The following is an 18,208-nucleotide window of genomic DNA, read 5'->3' on the forward strand; positions in this document are numbered from 1 at the left end:
CGCGTTGATTCACGCTGTGCGGGAGCGTATTCGGTACACCTGCCGGGTGGTGATTCCGAGCTGGCTTGCGATGGACTCGACTGGGACGTTCTGGGCCGAAAGCGTGGCTATCGTGAGCGCCTGTTGTTGATGCCGGGTAGGCCGGCTCTCTGTGGCTGTGGTGTGCTGAAGCTCTTGGCGCTCTCGTGGTGTCTTTCCGCCCCAAATGCCGTGCTGTTCGTTGTACGTCAGTGCATGGGCGAGGCAAGCAGCTCTGGCGGGGCATTCTGCGCAGACCCGCTTTGCTCTGCTGGTTGCTCCACCCGGGGGCGGGAAGAACTCCTCGGGGTCTGTCTGTGCGCACAATGCGTCCGAGCGCCATGACGAAATGTCCGCCGCCGCGGGCGGGGGCAGTGGCGCGGCGATGGCTGTTTCGAGCGGTGTCACGTGTTGGGTCCTTTCTTTCGGGCGACCCGGCCTTTTTCGAGTGGGTTCGACGATATCGAGGGACCCGGACACTTCACCCAGCACACGTGGCGGTCCGGTGCTTTTTGAGCCCGGACCGCCACTGTCCCCGGCACTGAGTGCGCCGGGGACAGTGGCGGTTGGTGTGACTGGGTGAAAAGCGTTCTGGCGCGGTATGATTGAGGCGTTCTGTTGTTGGCGAGACTGACCATCTTGCCCATCTTTCGAGGAGTTTCAAATGCCGGATTTGGCGACTGCGGTAACTGTTGTGGATGCGTGCGGAAGGGCTGGTGTCCCGTCGTTGTTGATTTCGGGGCCGGGTATGGGGAAGTCGAGCCTGGTTCGAGCACTTGCTGCATCCGAAGGGGTGTTGTGCGAAACGGTCTTGGGGTCCTTGCGGGAGCCTGCCGACTTCGCAGGCCTGCCGGTAGTCCGTGAGAGTGGAGTGAGATTGGAGGCCCCGGATTGGGCGCGACGGCTACATGCAGAGGGCGGGGGCTACCTCTTTCTGGACGAGCTGACCACGAGTCCACCGGCCGTTCAGGCTGCGATGCTGGCAGTCGCACTGGATTTGAAGGTGGGTGATCTGCAACTGCCGAAGGAGACTCGGGTCATCGCAGGTGCAAATCCGCCCGATTGCGCAGCAGGGGGGTACGAGTTGGAGGCCCCCTTGGCAAACCGCTTCTGCCACATCGAGTTCACGCCGTCTGTCGATGAATGGCTCGACGGCATGGCCACGGGTTGGGCAAGCACAGCCTATTCGCGTGCGGTGACCAGCGACGAGCAGCGGGAGGCGTTGGTGCGCAGTTCCATCATCGGGTACATCCAGCGTGCACCCGAGGCGCTCGATGCGTTCCCGAAGGTCGGAGTGCAGACAGGTGGCGCATGGCCGTCTCGGCGCACCTGGTCGATGCTCGCGAAGGTGTTGCCACATCTTCGCGACGATGACAACGCCGCGACCAACGCGGTGGTGTTCGGCCTGATCGGGGAAGGCACCGGTGTCGAGTTCCTCGAATGGCGTCGCAACGCCGACCTCCCCGACCCCGTAGCCGTTGTCGAAAACCCCGAGACAGCGTTCGATTGGCGCTCGCGTCCTGATCTGGTGTGGGCCGTGCTGTCCGGTGTGACGGCGTGGGCGGCCTCGCGCGGCACTGTCGAAGCGTGGCGCAACGCCTGGGGTCCGCTGATTGCCGCCGCCGAGGCAGGAGCGCCCGACGTAGCCGGGGCTGCGGCACGAACCCTGGCGAAAGCGCGACCGGCGAAGGCCTCCGTTCCGGCCAGCGCGCGCCGATTTGCACCGATGCTGGTGGCAGCGGGCTTGGTCGAGGCAGCGGCATGAGCGGTGTGCGCGCGCTCGAACCGGCTGAAATGCGAGCGTTCCGACTCGCACGGCTGGTGTCGGCCGAACACATGCCCTACTTCATGCGCGCCCTGTTCGCAGCCCAACCCGTGGCGGCACCGGGCCTGGGTACCTTCGCGGTGGATGCTCGGTGGCGGCTGTACTTGGACCCGGATCTGTTGATCGGGCCTTGCGCATGGCCGGTGCCGATGGTCGGTGCAGTGCTACTGCACGAGGTCGGGCATCTGTTGCGGGCACATGCTGACCGCGCCGCCGCTCTGGGGAAGCCCATCGATCACCTGGTGTGGAACTTCGCGGCCGACGCCGAAATCAACGACGACCTGTTGGCTGCGGGAGTCGGCCTGCCCGAAGGGGTGATCACCCCTCAATCGTTCGGCTGCCTTCCCGGAGACACAGCCGAGCAGTACTACGACTACCTACGTGACCCGGTTGTGCAACCGATTGCCGTCGAACTCGCTGGCGCTGAAGGCGATCCGGGATGCGGATCAGGATCGGGGTGCCCTGCGGTCCCCGGCGAACTCATCGGCTCGGGAGAAGTGATCACGGAGGGACTGGACAATGCGGAAGCGGACCTGGTGCGCCGATCTGTCGCGCAGGCAGTTCGCGAAGCAGCTGGTACCGGTCGAGGTAGTGCCCCGGCGGGACTGGTCCGGTGGGCAGCTGATGTTCTCGCCCCGCCGACTGTGGCGTGGGATCGTCTGCTACGGGCCGTAATTCGGCGTGCGTTGGCAGAGCAGGCGGGTAGGACGAACTATTCGTACTCCCGTCCCTCCCGTCGTCGCATTCCTGGAATCGTCGCCCCGGCTATGCGGGGGCCGTCGATCACGGTTTCGCTCGTCATCGACACGTCCGGGTCGATGACGAGCGCAGACCTCGATGCCGCGATGGGCGAAGTGGCGGGAGTTCTCAAAGCTGGTGGCATCGCACGCGACCGGGTTCGGATTCTGGCGTGTGACGCCAAATCCACTACGGCACAACACGTACGATCGGTCGCTGATGTGACGTTGGTTGGTGGTGGCGGAACCGATATGAGGGTGGGAATCGCCGCAGCCAACGCTGCGCGCCCTGCACCCCACGTCGTCGTGGTGCTGACCGATGGCGATACACCCTGGCCCGACCGGCCCACGAGGTCGCACCTGGTGTGCGCAATCATCGGCGGCGTCCAGGGTAGGGGCGTCACACCGGCATGGGCATCGACGGTGCACGTGCCAGTCGGATCGGGGGCCACGCGATGAACGAAAGCGGACCCGTGGAACTGCTCAAGTACGCAGACAGGGTGCTCACCGGCACTGGAATCGCCGCCGCCGATATCCGCATCGTCGTCGCCAGCGCAGCGGCCGACGCCGCCACAATGGCGTTGCGCGCAGGGTGGGAGTGCGCGAGCAACGCCCTGATCCTCGTCGACGGTGACGAGCGATGAGCGTGGAGTGGTTCGACCTCGCGCAACGCCTCTACGCCGCCGAGAAGATGCAACCGGTCCCTCGGCTGGCACATGCAACCTTCAAGCCGTCCACGACCGCAGTGGCCGTGCGTGCGGTCACGCGAGGAACAACGCTGGCCGTGTCCGTCGCTCGAGATGGATGCACCGAAGAGTCCGCGCACGACACCGAGGCTCTGGCCCTGCTCGCTCGCAACGGGGCAACGACGGTGGGTACGGCTGAACCGGCCATGCTGCTCACTGATGACGCCGCGACGATACCGAGCCTGCTGGCCCTGGCGCGTGCGCACGCCCACCACCCTGATCCGGACATAGCGGGGGCTGCCGCCATGATCGGATGGTGGGCCGATCGGGCCGACCATCCCGGAACGTCGGCGGTGATCGATCTGGTTGCTGCGTCGTCCTCGCGTCTGGTCCTCGGCACTGCGCCCGACGCCGAGCGAGCGGCCCGAACATGGCGTTCCTGGCTCGGCATTACCGACGAGAGCGTCGCAGGCCTGCATGAGTGGGCAGCGTGCATCGCAACGGGACCGCTGTTGCCGCTTCTCGATCCGATACACGACGATGACCGATACTCCTGGGATCGGACATTGTCGGCCACGACTGCGGGCCACGACTGGTCACGGCCGGACAACTCAGCTAGTGCAGCCATGGGACTACGGACCCGATGCGATGCCGCCGACCTCAAAGCCGCTGCGTTGCTGAGTGATCCACTGTGGCGAGTACGAGCGCTGCACACGGGACACGTGGCCCAGGGCATCGCATCGGTGGCGGCACCGCCGACAGGTTCACGCCGCCGCAACGTTTCGGTGTCGGTGACCTGCGACCGGCTGGACTCGAGGATGCGGGTTGATTCGGCAGTTACGGGATGGGTCGGATCAGCACTCGATCAATTCTTCGAGCGCTTCTCTGCCGACGTCACGTCCGCACAGGTGGTCAACGGCAAACTGACGCTCGGTCTCGGCTCGGTCGGAGCGCACGCACCGAACGACGGAGACCAGGTGACCTTGATGCCCCAACCGCCTTCACCGGCGACGATGCGAGCAGGACGGGCGAGGTACTGGAATCTGTACCGCGCTCGCCGTTCCTGGCTTTCGACCGGACAAGCCCCGAGCGCCGTGCGCCGCGAAGTCCCGCTCGATGTCCTGATAGCGGGTGCAGAGGATGTCCAGGATCACTAGGGGATCAAAAATGTTCACTGACAACACATTAGAAGAAGAACGGCACAACAATGCGTATCGTCGCACCCCGAACGGACACCCCGAAAACCGCCGCAACACCTTTCACGGGAACCGAACCGTCATCGCCCGCCCACTGGCCCGGATCACAGATCATGGCCGACCCGATCACTGCACGCGTGCTGTTCTCTGTGTGGTCCGGAGACCCCGCCGTCGTCGTCCCGTCACCACCGGGCGCAGGAAAAACTCGACTGGTCGCGTTGCTCGCCGCCGCCTTGGCCCATCGCGCAGACCTACGGGTGGGTATCGCGGCGCAAACCCGAGAACAAGCCGTGGAAATCGCACGTCGGCTCGGCGCGCTGACAGATCGAGCAGCGTTGATCTGGAAAGCGAAAGCGCCCCTCCCCGACAGTGGAAACACTCCCGTAGTGGCAGGACGAAAAGTGCGGTGGTCGAATGAGACTGGCGCAATTCTCATCGGTACCACGGCGCGGTGGCTCTTCTCGGACCCGGACCGAATCGGTGCCGATGTGTTGATCGTGGACGAAGCATGGCAATGCACCTACGCCGATCTGGGGGCGCTCGGCGCGATGGCTCGACAGGTCGTCTGCGTCGGAGACCCCGGACAGATCGATCCGGTGGTCACAGGAGACGTATCGCGGTGGGAGGGCAGCGAGACCGCACCGAACCTGCCTGCCCCCCTCGCTCTGCAAGCAGCTCACGGCGATTCGGTCGGCGTGGTCCGTCTGCAACACACCTGGCGTCTCGGCGCGAGGACAACGGCCCTCATTCAACCGCTGTTCTACCCCGGCCTGCCTTTTACTTCCCGTCGCCCACCGGAGCATCTGACCGATTCCAGCGGCCCCGACCTGCCTGAACTCGCGCATCGGCCAGTGCGGGTCATCGGAGGCCCAACCGACCCCGTCCTGGCCACACAGTGCGCCCTGCGCGCGCGAGAACTGCTGGACGCCGATGTGACCACACCGGACGGGCAGCGGGCCATGACAGCGGCGGACCTGGCTGTCGTCGTCCCTCATGTCACGCAGGCTGCCGCTGTCCGGGCCTTGCTCTCGGATCACCCCGACGTACTTGTCGGCACCGCAAACTCTCTGCAAGGCCTCGAACGCGCCGCCGTTGTCGTGTTGCACCCGCTTGCCGGGTACCGGACAGCCGAGCCGTTCAATCTCGACTCCGGCAGAGCGTGCGTGATGCTCACCCGCCACCGAGCCCACATGACCGTGGTCATCGATGACGCCACCGCCCACGTCCTCCAACACGCCGAACCATCCCCGGCTCACGCCATCCATACCGGCCTGATGGCCGCACTGCACTGCACGCCCATCGTGTAGCGATTCCCACAAAAAGAAAGGCACACAACATGTCCGACGCATCTATCGAGTACAAGGCCGAGCGACTACCTGGCATCGAGACGTCGAAAGAACTCCGCGCATCGGTCGAGGGACGCGAGCGTCCGCGCATCGGCTACACCCTCGATACCCGAAGCCGGGACAACGGTGTTCGAGCGGCCAACGCTGCCGAAGGGCTGATCGCATACGCCAGGCCGATCGGCCTCGAAACCGAGGAGCTGACAACGGTGTTCGGAGACTTTCTGGGCGACCTGCGGCACCTTGCCGACGCCGTCGGCGTCGATTGGGACGCCGTGGACGAACGCGGTCAAGACCACTACCGCTGCGAGCTGTACGGGACCGAGTAGGGGACGCCTTGGGGAGAGGAGTGAGCGGCGGTTCGGTGCGCCGGGTCGCTGCTCGCCCCAGGCCCGTCCCCGGCACTGGGTGCGCCGGGGACGTTTTCGCTGCTGAGCCCTAGCGAACTCCGGGTCCGGTGGGTAGTGTCCTGGCGTATCGGCTTGGTGGGTGGTTCCACGAAGCCGCGGCGTCGACCATTTCGTTGTTGTCGCCGTTTTCACCAGATGAGCGGACTGACCATCCGACTTCCGAGAAGAGCAGAGGTGTGTCGAATATGAGAGTCCTCGTCCGGATCGACGGTAGGAATCATGGACCTGCGAGCAGTTCGGGTTCGCCGCGAGACTGCGCGCTGGCCGTAGCGCGTGGTGTGGCGGCAGTGTTGGCGGTTTTTGCTGCATTTGCCGGATTGGCCTGGGCTGCACTGCTACGCCGGACCGACCATGCCGCCATCGACGGAGATCCGCGCCGTGTAGCGATGGTGTTCGCCGCTTCTTGCTCGGCGTGTGCTGTAGCAACTGGGATCGAGTGGCTGCTTCGACGCCGCAGTGGCGCAATGGATACCGATCCCGTCCAGGGTGTGCGACCACCGAGAGAGGCTTCGTCGCAGCGCCACCGGACTGTGAACTCGAACAGTCGGGCGGCAGGGGAGTTCGACAGACCGGAGCGTCTGGCCGGTGCGACATCGTGACGAGAAAATTCGCCCCCGCACTTCGGATCGAGGTGATCGTCGTCCGCGATCCAGATGGTCCTACCCACATCCAAGTCTTCGTCGACGGTGTTCCGGCTGCAGCAACACAATTTCACATCGACGCAGGAAGGGGATGGACGTGGGGCGACTGGGCCGACACACGAGACTGCGATCTCGCGGTCATCTCATCCGGAGCGCGGGGAGCGCTCGAAGACGCCTACGACGATCCCCCCGGTGGTGACGCCGTCCGCGGCAGGATCGGTGACTGGCTGGACGGCGCTGAAAGATCGGAAAATTAAGCAGCAGAGTGATATCGCGCCGCGTTGTTGGTCGCATAGCGGCACAGAGACCAGTCAGAAATTGATCGACAGACCGACCATCTGTCCCACAGAAACGGGAGTACCCATGCAATCCTCGATCTCGACAACGCGGCCGCCCTCGGTCGACCTCTCACCGCACGCACGAGCTGCCGGCAGTACCGGCTGCAGCTCGAACAGTAAGGCGCACAGCGCCATCGCCAGCGAAGTCCATCGCCGGATGCAACACGGCCTGTCTGAGAGGTACTTTGCTGCTACTCCGAACGCCGCCGACCGCTTCCGACCAACCGTTCCTGACCATGAGCTGACGGACCACGTTTTCGAGGTGGTTTTCGGATTGCGGTGGCGGCAGGTGTTCGACTTGGCGCGCACCCTCGACGTCGAGTCCGATCTGCTGGAAACCGCACCGGAGACGGTCAGCGCCGCGTGGTGGTGCGCACCCGGCTGGCGGAAAGCGACACACGCTGCCCACACGGCGGCCTGCGGCGACAATCGGCGTCACGAACTCACAGCGACCATGAACCTGCTCGGCGTCCTCGGATGCGGGGCTGCCAGAGTCGCTGCCCGCGATGTCGGCCGAGGCTTGGTCGTACGAGATCTGATCGGTTCCGATTTCACTCAAGAGCACTACGACTACCTGACCGGGCCGTGGCGTCGCAACGTCGGCCCGGTCCATCCCGGCGACCGGCCACTAGACCAGTACCCGACGGCCCCGAACTCGCAACGCTTGTGACACCCGGGCGCATATTGCCCGCCCGGTGCGGCCACAGGAGAACGCTCCTGGGGTGCGATTCAGTGGCCGGCTGTCACAGACCTCACCGCGACGCTATCTACCCCGTGCAGGACTGCGTTTGCTATCGCGCTCACTACGAAAGGACTCCCTGATGGACCCACAATCCGGCCGAGACGGCCTCATCCACGACGTAGAGCGCCACCTCGCGGCCGAAGATGGCCGCCGCGAGGCTCGCACTGTTGCGCTTGCATGTGTCGGCTACGTCGTCGGCATGCTCGCGATCTTCAACGGGGCTCTGCCGATCGTGAAGGATCTGGTCACCGTCAGTTTGGTCATCTCCTTGGCCGGCACGTTGCTCGCTGCCTTCTCGGCTCTGACTCTGGCACTACTGCATCGTTGGTCAGACCGTTCGGACCGTAGGCGGCGCGGAAGCTGCGGGCATGCCGACTTGCCGGCGGAGGCGGTTCGATGAGCGCGCGCGGACGACTCCGCATCGCGGTGCCCATCGTGATGGCCGTACTCGCGGTCGGGACGTACACGTTCGGAACGCACGCCGATCCGCTCTCACGACCAGCGGTGGTCGACACCCCAGACCCAGCCGCGGCGAGCACGCCTGTACCCATCGCGCAGCTCCTCGCTCAGCTCGAAACGGTGGACTCGCTCGCAGACGTCGATGGATACGACCGATCCTGCAAGAAGGGCTCAGGGTGCGTGTTCGGCCCGGCGTGGACCGATGACTCGTCCGCCCCTGGATCGCACAACGGCTGTGACACTCGAAACGACGTCCTGGCAACCCAACTGATCGACGTCGAGTTCAAGCCCGGAACCCGCGACTGCAAAGTCGCAGCAGGGATACTCCACGACCCCTACACAGGATCGACGATCGACGACCTCGGGAAGATTCAGATCGATCACGTGTACCCGTTGGCGAGGGCGTGGGACGCAGGGGCGTGGGCCTGGTCGATCGACCAGCGAACCGCCTTCGCCAACGCCGTCGACATCAACTTGCTCGCGGTGGACGGACGTACGAATCAGCAGAAGTCGGACAAGGGAATCGACACCTGGCTGCCACCCAACGCGCCATACCAATGCCGTTACGTCACTTCGTATCTCACCGTGGCCGCGAAATACGACCTCGACATCACCAGCGCCGATGCGCAAACAGCGTCGAGCGTCTGCAGCCAATGACCCAACGTTCGGAGGACGCCATGACCGAAACCGACCCCACCACCGACACAAACGCTGTCCCGCTCCACCCCAACCCATGGATCATCACGACCGCACCTGATCGAAACAGCTACACGATCGAATTGCCCAGCAGGGGGATCTCGTTCGCGATTGACGCCGATCTACGATTCCAGCTCCTCGATGCCCTCCACGACCCGGAAGAGCGATGATGGGCGACGCCACGGCCATCGAATGGACCGACGCAACCTGGAACCCGGTCACCGGCTGCACCGCAGTCTCGTCGGGCTGCGATCATTGCTACGCCCAAACCCTCGCTGAGCGGTTCCGCGGCACACCGGGGCACTACTTCGAGCACGGATTCGACGTCGAGATGCGCCCCGGCAAGCTCGACCAGCCGCTGCGATGGAGCCGGCCACGCCGGATTTTCGTGAATTCGATGAGCGACCTCTTCCATCCAGCAATCCCGGACGACTACATCGCCCGGGTGTTCGCGGTGATCGCGCTCGCCCGCCAGCACACCTTTCAATTGCTTACCAAGAGACCCGCTCGGATGCGGGCACTGCTCCAGTCCGATGCCTTCCGCCGCGCCGTCGACGACGCCATCGCTGGCGTCGTCGCAGCCTTCCGCCCCGCCGATGTCTGGTACCAGAGCTGGCCGCTGCCGAACCTGTGGATCGGCGTCTCGGCCGAAGACCAGAAGACTGCAGACCTTGCGAGTATGGGCGCTGCTGGACACGCCTGCAGCTCTTCGGTTCGTCTCTGCCGAACCGCTCCTCGGACCGATCGACTTCACGCGCCTACGACCCAGCAGAATCGGAGGAGCGCTGACTCGCGACGGGCTCCGTTCGGTCGAAGACTCGAAATGCGGCGGCGAGCGCGAACCAGCGCTTGACTGGGTGATCGTCGGCGGTGAGTCCGGCCGCGGGGCACGGCCTATGCATCCGCGATGGGTACGAGAGATCCGGGACCAGTGCACCGCTGCCGATGTGCCCTTTCTGTTCAAGCAGTGGGGCGAGTGGGCACCAGCGGAGGTGATCGCCAGATTCCGTGACTACCACCACTTCGACGACGGCACCGAAGTTCGACGAGTCGGCCGTAAGGCCGCCGGCCGGATCCTCGACCGACGGGTGTGGGACAGCGTGCCCGACGGAGCCGGACGATGAGTGGATCGCTCGACATCACGGCATCGGACTTCTTCTGCGGTGCCGGCGGATCCACGACCGGAATGATCGCCATCCCCGGGGTGAGGGTATCGGCAGCGTCGAACCACTGGGACAAGGCAATCGAGACGCACCAGTACAACCACCAGCACACCGAGCACATCCTCGCGGACCTCTCTCAGATCACTCCGAAGCTGTTTCCTCGCACGACAATCGGATGGTTCAGCCCCGAATGCACCTGGCACTCGAATGCTCGCGGGGCCAAGCGCCTCGCCGCGCAGATCTCGTTACTGTCCGACGACCTACCGTCCGAGGCCGCCGAGCGATCGAGGGCGACGATGTGGGACGTCGTTCGGTTCACCGAGTATCACCGATACGAATTGGTTTTCGTCGAGAACGTCGTCGAGATCTACTCATGGCCTCTCTACAGGCCATGGATCGCGGCGATGCACGCCCTCGTTTACGAACATCGCCTTATCTGCCTGAATTCGATGCACTCATGGACTTTTGGGACACCAGCGCCGCAGTCCCGCGATCGCCTCTATGTGTGCTTCTGGAAGGCCGGCAACCGGGCACCTGACTTCGAGACCGTGGTCCGTCCGCCGGCAACCTGCTCTCGCTGCGGGCCCGTGCGTGCGTTGCAGGCCTGGAAGAACCCAGGGGTGGCTGTGGGTAAGTACCGTAGCCAGTACTCCTACCGGTGCCCCGCACGTGCGTGTGCGGACACCGTGCTCGAGCCCGACTGGCTCCCTGCCTCGACCATCATCGACTGGACCAAGACCGGCCAGCGGATAGGGGACCGCACTCGTCCGTTGAAGCCGAAAACGATCGCACGAATCCAGGCCGGCATCGACCGGTATTGGGCAGCTCCGCATGCCGAGGACGCGAGAGAAGCCGCGGGCACGCTGTTCGAGTATCGGCAGGCAAGATCACGGCCGTCTGAGGGGCGGGCCCCGGTGTTCGAGCCGTTCGTGTCGGTGCTGCGGGGCCAGTCGAAGAATCATCGAACCTCGGAGGCGCTGTCGACCGTATCCGCGGGCGGCCGCCATCATGCGGTGATCACCCCGTTCATCGCAGAGCTGCGAGGTGGAGGTTCGACTGCGCGATCGGTCAGCGACGCTCTCTGCACCGTGACGGCATCGGGTAACCACCATGGCTTGGTCGTGCCCGCTGCCGCTCACCATCGAAAGTCCACACGCCGACCGATCGCCGTCGAAGACCTGTCCTTCAGAATGCTCGACGTACCGGAACTCAAAGGCGCAATGGGATTTCCGTCCTCGTACGTTCTACGCGGGGGAACCAAGCAACGAGACGTCCGGATGTGCGGTAACGCTGTGACACCGCCGACCTCGCGAGACCTAGTGGGAATTGGTATTCGGAGTCTAGAGGCCGACTGTTCGTGAACACCGCTCACTTTCTGCTTCAGCAGCTTCTTTGTGTCAACCGAACAGCGACGTCCATCCCGAACCGTGTACCTTCTTCATCTCGTTGTCGAAGTCGGTGACGTCCGAGACAGTGAGTACGTGGTGGTCAACCAGCCAACGACTCATCCCTGGATTGAGGCCATCTTCGCTTGCCCATGACAGCTTGTTGATATCGTCGAAATGCTTATCCATGACTCTGTGGAGATTCTTGAATACGCCTGTCTCGCTGATCGAGTAGCTTCCAAGCCACTCTTCTATCTTGCCTTTTCTGACGATTTTGGGATTCGAGAACCCGCCGATAATGAATTCATATTCACGAAAGGTCAACCAGAAAAGAGTGCTTTTGTGCTTGTCGTCGTGTAGCCATTCGCGCAGCGCCCGAGCAATGTGTTCGTTGGATGAAAGCTGTTCGATATGCTCGTTCGGTACGAAAGTCGGGATAAGATCCGAATTCGATGTGTCGGGGCCTGCTTCGGGCGTGTCGACCAGTACAACGTACTCGCGCTGGCGGCGGATGGCGTGGACTGCAAACGCTGGAGGTGGTCCAACCGCTATGCGGTAACGGGCACCAGGTTCTGACAGTGCAAAGCGATTGCCTTTGCGCTCATCGCGGGCGTCTCCTGATTCGCGTGCTTCTCTGGGTAATTGTTCGAGTACTGCGCCGTAGGTGTGGCTACCCAGTCTGTGTTCAGGTTCTGCTGCATCAAGTTTCACCTGCCTGTATGACAAACTGGATGACTTAAGCGGTACGCTCATCGCGACGTATACGGGGTACTCGCTGTGGTTGACCACGTGATATGCGCCCGTCTCCGTGTCCCGGACAACTGCGGGGCACCAGTTGTTGCTCAGTCTTGGGTCGCCCTCGAAATTGTTGAGTATGTATCTTGTGAATGGCGTGTAGATCGATTCGACGTGGAATCCGTGCTGTCCAGTCTCGAGAGGTGGAAGGACATAGGGCGCTTTCAACGGGATCCTCCTTGTTCCGGTTCAGCACTGGGTGACAGATGCGCCACGACCACGGTGATGTTGTCGGCGATTGTGCCGTGGCGTTTGTGCTCAGAAAGGGCCGCACGAACGAGTGCTTCTGCTAGTCGAGCGGGACTGGCATCCGGTGGCTGGGATCCGAGAACCTCACGTATGGCGTCTTCAGGGTCTCGATCAGGTGTGGTGTCCATTTGGGTGTGCGGGCCGGACCAGGCGTTGAGGAAGCCGTCTGTGACCATGATGTAGCGGTCATTGGCTACTGCTGGCTGGTGCCATCGAGACAACTTGTAGGTGTAGCCCGCTGGGGCGTCGGAGAAGAACCCGATTGCGTTGTCCAGGGCAGCGTGCTGATGCAGGGCTGGTGTCATCGCTGTGACGTGAACGGTGTCGTCGGCTGTGTCGGTGTGGGCACGAAACACCTGACTGTCTCCCACGTGCCCGCCGGAGACAGTGAAAGTGGAGGTGTCGAGTGTCAGGACGTCGAGCGTGGAAGGCGCGGCGAGAACCGAGCGTCCGCGGAGTCCTCGAAGTGCTTGATCAGTGGCGGCGAAGACGTCGTCGATAGGCGAGGTGGGCAGAAGGGTTCGTAGTGTCGCGCGTACGGTTCGGGCTGTGAGGACGCCGTCTTCGCCGCCGCCCGCGGCATCGGCAATCGCTGATGTGTGTCCTCGAATCAGGAAAACGTCGTTGTTGTGACGGCGGTCGCCCGCCGAGGTCTCCCCGGCTGCTTGGAGTTTGAGAGGCGCTGCTGCTGCGGGTGCCATTGCCTGCGTGGGTGACTCGTCACCGGCTGGTTGGGGAATAGGTCGTCCGAGTGTGTGGGGCAGGCTTTGTCGCACGGCGGGCGCAGCACGCTCGGTGTGTACCTGTCCGACGGGGATGGTCGGCGGGAAATGTTGCTCGCCGACGTACGTGACGCGATACACCGAAGCCCCCACAATCAGGACCGCGCCGTCGTGTATCTCGAACGGCGGTTGGCCTGCGTACAGGCGATGCCCATCGACGGTGATGGGCGCGCCGGACAACGCTGTCACCCACCACCGACGCGTCTGTGGGTGACGGACGAAGTGCGCACGCTGGCGTCTTGTTTTTCTATCGGTGACGACCGCTGTTTTACCTCGTGCGCGCCCCAACGTCACTGTTTCGCCTCGCAACTCGATGGGTGGAATATCGCTCGTGCCGCGCAGATCATGTAGAAAGACGCGCTGCGTGTTGTCGAGCGACGCCTTGCCGAGGCGGTCGGTGGTGGGCGTGTGCGAGACGGGTCTCAGTTCGACGGTTCGGGCAGCACCGTTTCGTGTGCCGCGTCGAGACGCCAACCACCACAGTCCGCAGCCGGCCAACAGCGCGGTAATGATCGCCATGCCCATCCGCCAATCGATCATCCACAATCCGGCCGCGATGAGAGCACCCACCGCGATGGTCCCGACTCGTCCGATCAGTGGGCAGTGCCGAAGTCGGTCGAGACGTCGCCGCAGCGAACGCTTCGACACGCGTGGCCGTGGAAACCGCCGGCCTGTTGACTTGATGGGCATCGGAACTCCGTTAGCGATTGATGGCGGGTGAGCGCGGCGCGTCCGGATCGTTGTCCGGTGGCAGGTAAGGGGGGTCGTCGGTCGGCACACTGTCGGGGTGCGGTGTTCGCGGCTGGTGCTGCTGTTGAACCAGATGGCCAGCATTGCCGATGACGTCCTGTTGCTGTTGTTGCTTGGGAGGTTTCTTGAAACGCGTGAAGTTACCGACCTGTTGGGCTGCCGGTATCGCGCCGCCTGCGTCTACGTGCAGAGCATCTTGTTTGACGAGTCGTAGCCATCGAATGAGCTGGTCCGCGCTACGTTCAGCTGCTTTCACACGTGCGTCGAAACTGTTGTCCGTCGGCACTACGTGGCGTCTTTCGGGTGCAGGGTCGAGGCATCGACGCAGCAAGTTGTCGAGACCTTCGGGTACAAACGGTGCGAACTTCGAAACCGGGGTGAGAGGCCCACTGCGCAGTCTGCGATATGAGTCCAAGGCCCTTTCGGCACGAGGGTTGCCGTTTTGGAAGTCGTTGAGGGTGATTCCTTGCTGTTCGGCCTCGTACAGATACGGCGGCTTCCCGGTGATCATCTCGTACAGAGTTGCGGCCCAGGCGTAGATGTCGGCGGCAACGAGGTGGGTCGGCCACAGCTGCCCTGCTGAGCCTTGCTCTGGTGGCGAGTAGAAGAGGCTTTGCAACCGCAGCCGTGAGCTGGTGTGTGCGGCCTCATCGAGACTGCGAGAAAGTGCCCAGTCGATGATCTTCGGGGTGCCGTCGTTGTCGATGCAGATGTTGGGGGGCTTCATATCCAGGTACGCGCGAGCCCCCTTCTCTCTTTTCGTCCACGACCAGGCCAGTGCGCTGAGTAGTCGTTCGGCGATCTGCAGTACCAGGGCAAGGTCGAAGCCCCCGGGCTCGTTGCCGTTGATTCGGGCGTCTTGAAATGTATTCAGGGTGTGGGGATATCGTCGGGTGACGATCACCATCTGGTCTTGGTAGATGTCCGAAAAGTAGACGTCTGCGACGGCGTCGTTTATCGACACGCCCAGTGCGGGAACAGCATCGAGTTCGGCGAGGCCTTGGGCCCGATCACGCTTTCGGAGCTTCCAGGAGCGGTCGGGGAGGTAGACCTTGATCACGTATTCGATTCCGTTGTCGGGACTGTCCTCGTCGACGGCGAGTAGAAGAGAACCGCCGTTGACGTGTCGCCAGAACTTTGTGATTCGCCAGTGCCTGTCGAGCGGGTTGTCGACTGTGTCGTCGGGAAACACATTGCCGATCTCGAGTCCGTACTCATCGCGCGGCGAAGCAGCAGGAGGTCTGTGGTTGCTTGCGCGCGGTGCCGGTGCCGGCGCCGGTGGGGGTTGCGGTTGCGGTGTCTGTGGGGGTTGCGGTGTCGGAGTTGGGGTCTCGCCGCTGAGGTCGTCGGGTTGTTGTTCACCTTGCTGTGCGTTGCGCGGGTGTTGTTGTGTGTATGGCTGGGTGGGGGTTGCGCGCGGACGGTGGCGGCGCTCTTTCAGGTGTGCAAACGCGGTCTTGAGATAGTGGTCGGCCAGATCCTTTGCGGCGGCGGAGTCGTCCGACAGTTTGTGCAGCGCTTCACGGGTCTGTGCGACGGCGTGCTTCGCGGCAGCGTCGGCCAGGGTGTGCTCGTGTTCTCGGGTCAGCGAGTCCATCCGGTTGCGGTGCTCGCGTTCGTCGAGGTCACCGGCATGGGCCACAGTGTTCGCCCGGTTGCGGTGCTTGCGGTCGTCCAAGTCGTATTGGGCGTCCGCTTCGCCCTTCGCGCCTTCGATTACTTGGACAGTGGTGCGGGCGCGCAGACGAGCTGCGTCCCGTCGCGCATTTTCCAGGTAGGGAGTGTGAGGGCCGAATAGTTTGAGCAGCAGTGGGGTGAGGTCGACGACAAGTAGCGTGACGATGATGACGATGTAGAACCATCTGTATCCGAGGTCGTCGCCGATGAGTCGGACAAGGGCTCTGTGGCGAGTCACAGCATTGGTGTCGGCGGCGTTGACCGCTTCGTATTTGGCGGCCTTCTCGTCGATTCGAGTCTGGCGGGTGCTCTCCAGCGTACGAACGAGGTCCTGCGCCTCTAGGGCCTTCTGCTGGCTGGTAATTGCAGTCGTGTCGGCTTGGTTGTACACGTATCTTCTGTTGCTTTCCGCGCAGATCTCCCGCGGGTCGCTCGGAAGTAGACAGTTCGCGCTGGGGGGACTGTCGCCGGCGTCAAGCGTGCCTCCAGTCCCCCGACGTTCATCCTGCCAATCAGCCTGGGCAGTCTCCCGGGTGCTATTGGCTATATCTCGAGCGTTTTCGGCGGCTGTGCGCGCATCTTTCGCATCGGCGATTGCTGTGTCGTACTCTGCGCCTATGGATGCTTTGTAGTCGGTGAGGTTGTCGGACTGGATGCTCGGCAGCTCCCGTTCGATTGCGGTGTTGAACATGCCGAGAGCGACCGATTCGGAGATGACGTAACCGACGACGACCGCCATCCCGATGCGTGCGAGGTAGAACCATGCCGAACGCCATGCTCGCCGAAGCCAGTTTTGGGGTCCGACCAATAGGTCGCCGTAGTCGATCGAGGTCATGATCCATCGGTCGACGCAGAATACGAACAGTGCCCACACGGCGGCAAGGACCCAGATGAACCAGTAGTTGAAGCGGTGCCCGACGTTGACTGCCCAGGCACTGGCCAGAACGCCGCCGAAGGCGATGGTAGGCACCAGAATCAGGATCCCGGCTTGGGCGGCAAGTTTGGAGGCGTCGGAATTGTTGTCGATCCACGGGCGGTGGAAGCCGCCGATCCGCAGCAACATTCTGGTGAGCCAACCGCAGTTGTTGTCGACGTCGAACTTCGGCTTCTGACGACCATCGGGCCCAGGGGGGTCCATGCCGTCGTCTTCCTTGGCCGAATTGTCGGGTGGAGGCGCGCCGCCGCTCATCGGATCATCGGGGTCGGCGGAGTCGACGCGTGAGCGGGGACGTCACTGCTCAAGGCGGTTCTCCTCCGAGTGTATTGGGCTAAGAAGTGTCGCACAGGGTCGGCGGTTCGGCGTGGCGAGAACAGCAGGTTCCGGTCAGCGGGCAGCATGGGCACCCGTTCGGTAGAACGTGGCGGTGTTCGTGCCTGATGTGGTGCCGAACGCGATGCGGTCGCCGTCGGCGAGTTCGGTCCATCTGCCGGGGGTTACACGCACTCCGTTGATCCAGGTACCGGTCTTGCTGTTGTCGGCACACCACCACACGCCATCGTTGGAACGCAGGGTGAGGTGATGTCGCGAGATGCTGGTGTCGGCGCTGATGGTGATGTCGCAGTAGGTGCCCCGCCCGACGGTTATCTCGGTACCGACGACGCGGTGCGCTCGACTATCGGGACCGACCAAGGTCGGTCCACGCCCGGGTGAGTCCGGGATGAGAGTTGTTGCCACCTGACTGTCGCTGGGGTGGAGGTCGGTTTGGTCGCCGTAGGCGCGTGTGGGTTCCACTGGGTGGTCGGACATCGGATGCGTGGAGCCACGCAGGGCGTAGTGGCGAGCGCGGACCTTCGGGTTGGAGACGATCTCGACCAGGGGCAGCATTCCGCTCGGAGTGTCCGCGGAGTAGCGGCGCGTGACATCGACGGCTTCGGCGGTGAGATGGGTGATGACGTCGTTGATATCGAAGTGATCGCTGAGGTCGGTGAAGTCGGCGGGATTCAGACCGACGGTAATGCAGTCGGGTAGATACCAGCGCCCGTCGGAGTGACGGAAGACGAGGGTGCAAATGTGTTCGCGGGCGTTGTCGCACAATGCAACTGGATTGCTGCGACCTGGTCGTCGCCATTCCCCGCGCACGAGATGCACAGCGGCGATAGCGACGACGGCGGTCATCACGAACAACACGGTTCCGCCGGTGAAACCGCACACAATCACGAAGATCAGCCACGCTATGCCGAACACGGTGGTTACCGCTCGAGAGTGGGGTGTCCATGCGCGGATCCATTGCAGGACTGCGACGGACGTGGCGCGCAGCTCATCGGAGGCTACGCGGATCAGATCGGTCATCTCCGGGTACTCCATTCGCTGTGACA

Annotated in this window: 18 protein-coding genes and 1 pseudogene; 14 read left to right on the forward strand and 5 right to left on the reverse strand. The window is 63.3% G+C overall.

Annotated elements, in window-relative coordinates; genetic code table 11:
* Window positions 1-9: 9 nt before the first annotated feature.
* Complete coding sequence (locus tag CH274_RS30030; RefSeq protein WP_368665488.1) at window positions 10-510, reverse strand: WhiB family transcriptional regulator; 501 nt, start codon at window positions 508-510, stop codon at window positions 10-12.
* Between the two features lie 172 nt (window positions 511-682).
* Between CH274_RS30030 and CH274_RS21130 the strand changes: the two genes are divergently transcribed.
* The 13 genes and pseudogenes from CH274_RS21130 to CH274_RS21190 all read left to right on the forward strand — a co-directional run bounded on the left by CH274_RS21130 (window position 683) and on the right by CH274_RS21190 (window position 11,615).
* On the forward strand, window positions 683-1,783 hold the full coding sequence (locus CH274_RS21130) for an ATP-binding protein (protein ID WP_032364833.1): 1,101 nt from the start codon (window positions 683-685) through the stop codon (window positions 1,781-1,783).
* Complete coding sequence (locus CH274_RS21135) at window positions 1,780-3,039, forward strand: vWA domain-containing protein (RefSeq protein WP_032364834.1); 1,260 nt, start codon at window positions 1,780-1,782, stop codon at window positions 3,037-3,039. The genes CH274_RS21130 and CH274_RS21135 overlap by 4 nt, the downstream gene beginning before the upstream one ends.
* Complete coding sequence (locus CH274_RS21140) at window positions 3,036-3,224, forward strand: hypothetical protein (RefSeq protein WP_032364835.1); 189 nt, start codon at window positions 3,036-3,038, stop codon at window positions 3,222-3,224. Before CH274_RS21135 ends, CH274_RS21140 begins: the two co-directional genes overlap by 4 nt.
* Window positions 3,221-4,423 carry a hypothetical protein gene (locus CH274_RS21145; RefSeq protein WP_032364836.1) on the forward strand — a complete coding sequence of 401 codons (1,203 nt, stop codon included), beginning with the start codon at window positions 3,221-3,223 and terminating at the stop codon, window positions 4,421-4,423. The genes CH274_RS21140 and CH274_RS21145 overlap by 4 nt, the downstream gene beginning before the upstream one ends.
* Window positions 4,424-4,473: 50 nt before the next feature.
* Window positions 4,474-5,769, forward strand: a complete 1,296-nt coding sequence (locus CH274_RS21150) for an AAA family ATPase (protein WP_032364837.1) — start codon at window positions 4,474-4,476, stop codon at window positions 5,767-5,769.
* A gap of 29 nt (window positions 5,770-5,798) precedes the next feature.
* Window positions 5,799-6,134 (forward strand): hypothetical protein, encoded by a 336-nt coding sequence (locus tag CH274_RS21155; protein WP_032364838.1) that lies wholly within the window; start codon window positions 5,799-5,801, stop codon window positions 6,132-6,134.
* Between the two features lie 676 nt (window positions 6,135-6,810).
* The gene (locus CH274_RS21160; protein ID WP_032364839.1) at window positions 6,811-7,113 is read left to right on the forward strand and encodes a hypothetical protein; all 303 of its coding nucleotides are present in this window, start codon (window positions 6,811-6,813) and stop codon (window positions 7,111-7,113) included.
* Between the two features lie 343 nt (window positions 7,114-7,456).
* Window positions 7,457-7,864: a hypothetical protein gene (locus tag CH274_RS21165; RefSeq protein WP_032364840.1), complete on the forward strand. Its 408-nt coding sequence runs from the start codon at window positions 7,457-7,459 to the stop codon at window positions 7,862-7,864.
* Between the two features lie 151 nt (window positions 7,865-8,015).
* Window positions 8,016-8,336: a hypothetical protein gene (locus CH274_RS21170; protein WP_015586223.1), complete on the forward strand. Its 321-nt coding sequence runs from the start codon at window positions 8,016-8,018 to the stop codon at window positions 8,334-8,336.
* Window positions 8,333-9,052 carry an HNH endonuclease family protein gene (locus CH274_RS21175; protein ID WP_032364841.1) on the forward strand — a complete coding sequence of 240 codons (720 nt, stop codon included), beginning with the start codon at window positions 8,333-8,335 and terminating at the stop codon, window positions 9,050-9,052. The genes CH274_RS21170 and CH274_RS21175 overlap by 4 nt, the downstream gene beginning before the upstream one ends.
* 20 nt (window positions 9,053-9,072) lie before the next feature.
* Window positions 9,073-9,261, forward strand: coding sequence for a hypothetical protein (locus tag CH274_RS21180; RefSeq protein ID WP_139278549.1), 189 nt, complete (start codon window positions 9,073-9,075; stop codon window positions 9,259-9,261).
* A pseudogene (locus tag CH274_RS21185) lies at window positions 9,261-10,215 on the forward strand (DUF5131 family protein). The gene CH274_RS21180 and the pseudogene CH274_RS21185 overlap by 1 nt, the downstream one beginning before the upstream one ends.
* Window positions 10,212-11,615, forward strand: coding sequence for a DNA cytosine methyltransferase (locus CH274_RS21190; protein WP_032364842.1), 1,404 nt, complete (start codon window positions 10,212-10,214; stop codon window positions 11,613-11,615). Before CH274_RS21185 ends, CH274_RS21190 begins: the two are co-directional and overlap by 4 nt.
* 36 nt (window positions 11,616-11,651) lie before the next feature.
* On the opposite strand, the gene CH274_RS28945 is transcribed toward CH274_RS21190, so the two are convergent.
* The 3 genes from CH274_RS28945 to CH274_RS21200 all read right to left on the reverse strand — a co-directional run bounded on the left by CH274_RS28945 (window position 11,652) and on the right by CH274_RS21200 (window position 16,862).
* Window positions 11,652-12,350, reverse strand: a complete 699-nt coding sequence (locus CH274_RS28945; RefSeq protein WP_141214628.1) for a hypothetical protein — start codon at window positions 12,348-12,350, stop codon at window positions 11,652-11,654.
* Window positions 12,351-12,598: 248 nt separating this feature from the next.
* Window positions 12,599-14,155, reverse strand: a complete 1,557-nt coding sequence (locus tag CH274_RS21195; protein ID WP_170945381.1) for a SpoIIE family protein phosphatase — start codon at window positions 14,153-14,155, stop codon at window positions 12,599-12,601.
* Window positions 14,156-14,165: 10 nt separating this feature from the next.
* Window positions 14,166-16,862 (reverse strand): DUF4407 domain-containing protein, encoded by a 2,697-nt coding sequence (locus CH274_RS21200; RefSeq protein WP_256993651.1) that lies wholly within the window; start codon window positions 16,860-16,862, stop codon window positions 14,166-14,168.
* On the opposite strand from CH274_RS21200, the gene CH274_RS29795 reads away from it, so the two are divergent.
* Window positions 16,813-17,004: a hypothetical protein gene (locus CH274_RS29795; protein WP_256993652.1), complete on the forward strand. Its 192-nt coding sequence runs from the start codon at window positions 16,813-16,815 to the stop codon at window positions 17,002-17,004. The genes CH274_RS21200 and CH274_RS29795 overlap by 50 nt on opposite strands.
* Before the next feature lie 212 nt (window positions 17,005-17,216).
* Here the strand turns inward: CH274_RS29795 and CH274_RS21205 are convergent, their stop codons facing one another.
* The gene (locus CH274_RS21205) at window positions 17,217-18,182 is read right to left on the reverse strand and encodes an FHA domain-containing protein (protein ID WP_032364845.1); all 966 of its coding nucleotides are present in this window, start codon (window positions 18,180-18,182) and stop codon (window positions 17,217-17,219) included.
* Between the last annotated feature and the right edge of the window lie 26 nt (window positions 18,183-18,208).

Origin of the sequence: Rhodococcus sp. 06-418-5, from assembly GCF_002258285.1 — a bacterium.
Classification (GTDB): Bacteria; Actinomycetota; Actinomycetes; order Mycobacteriales; family Mycobacteriaceae; genus Rhodococcoides.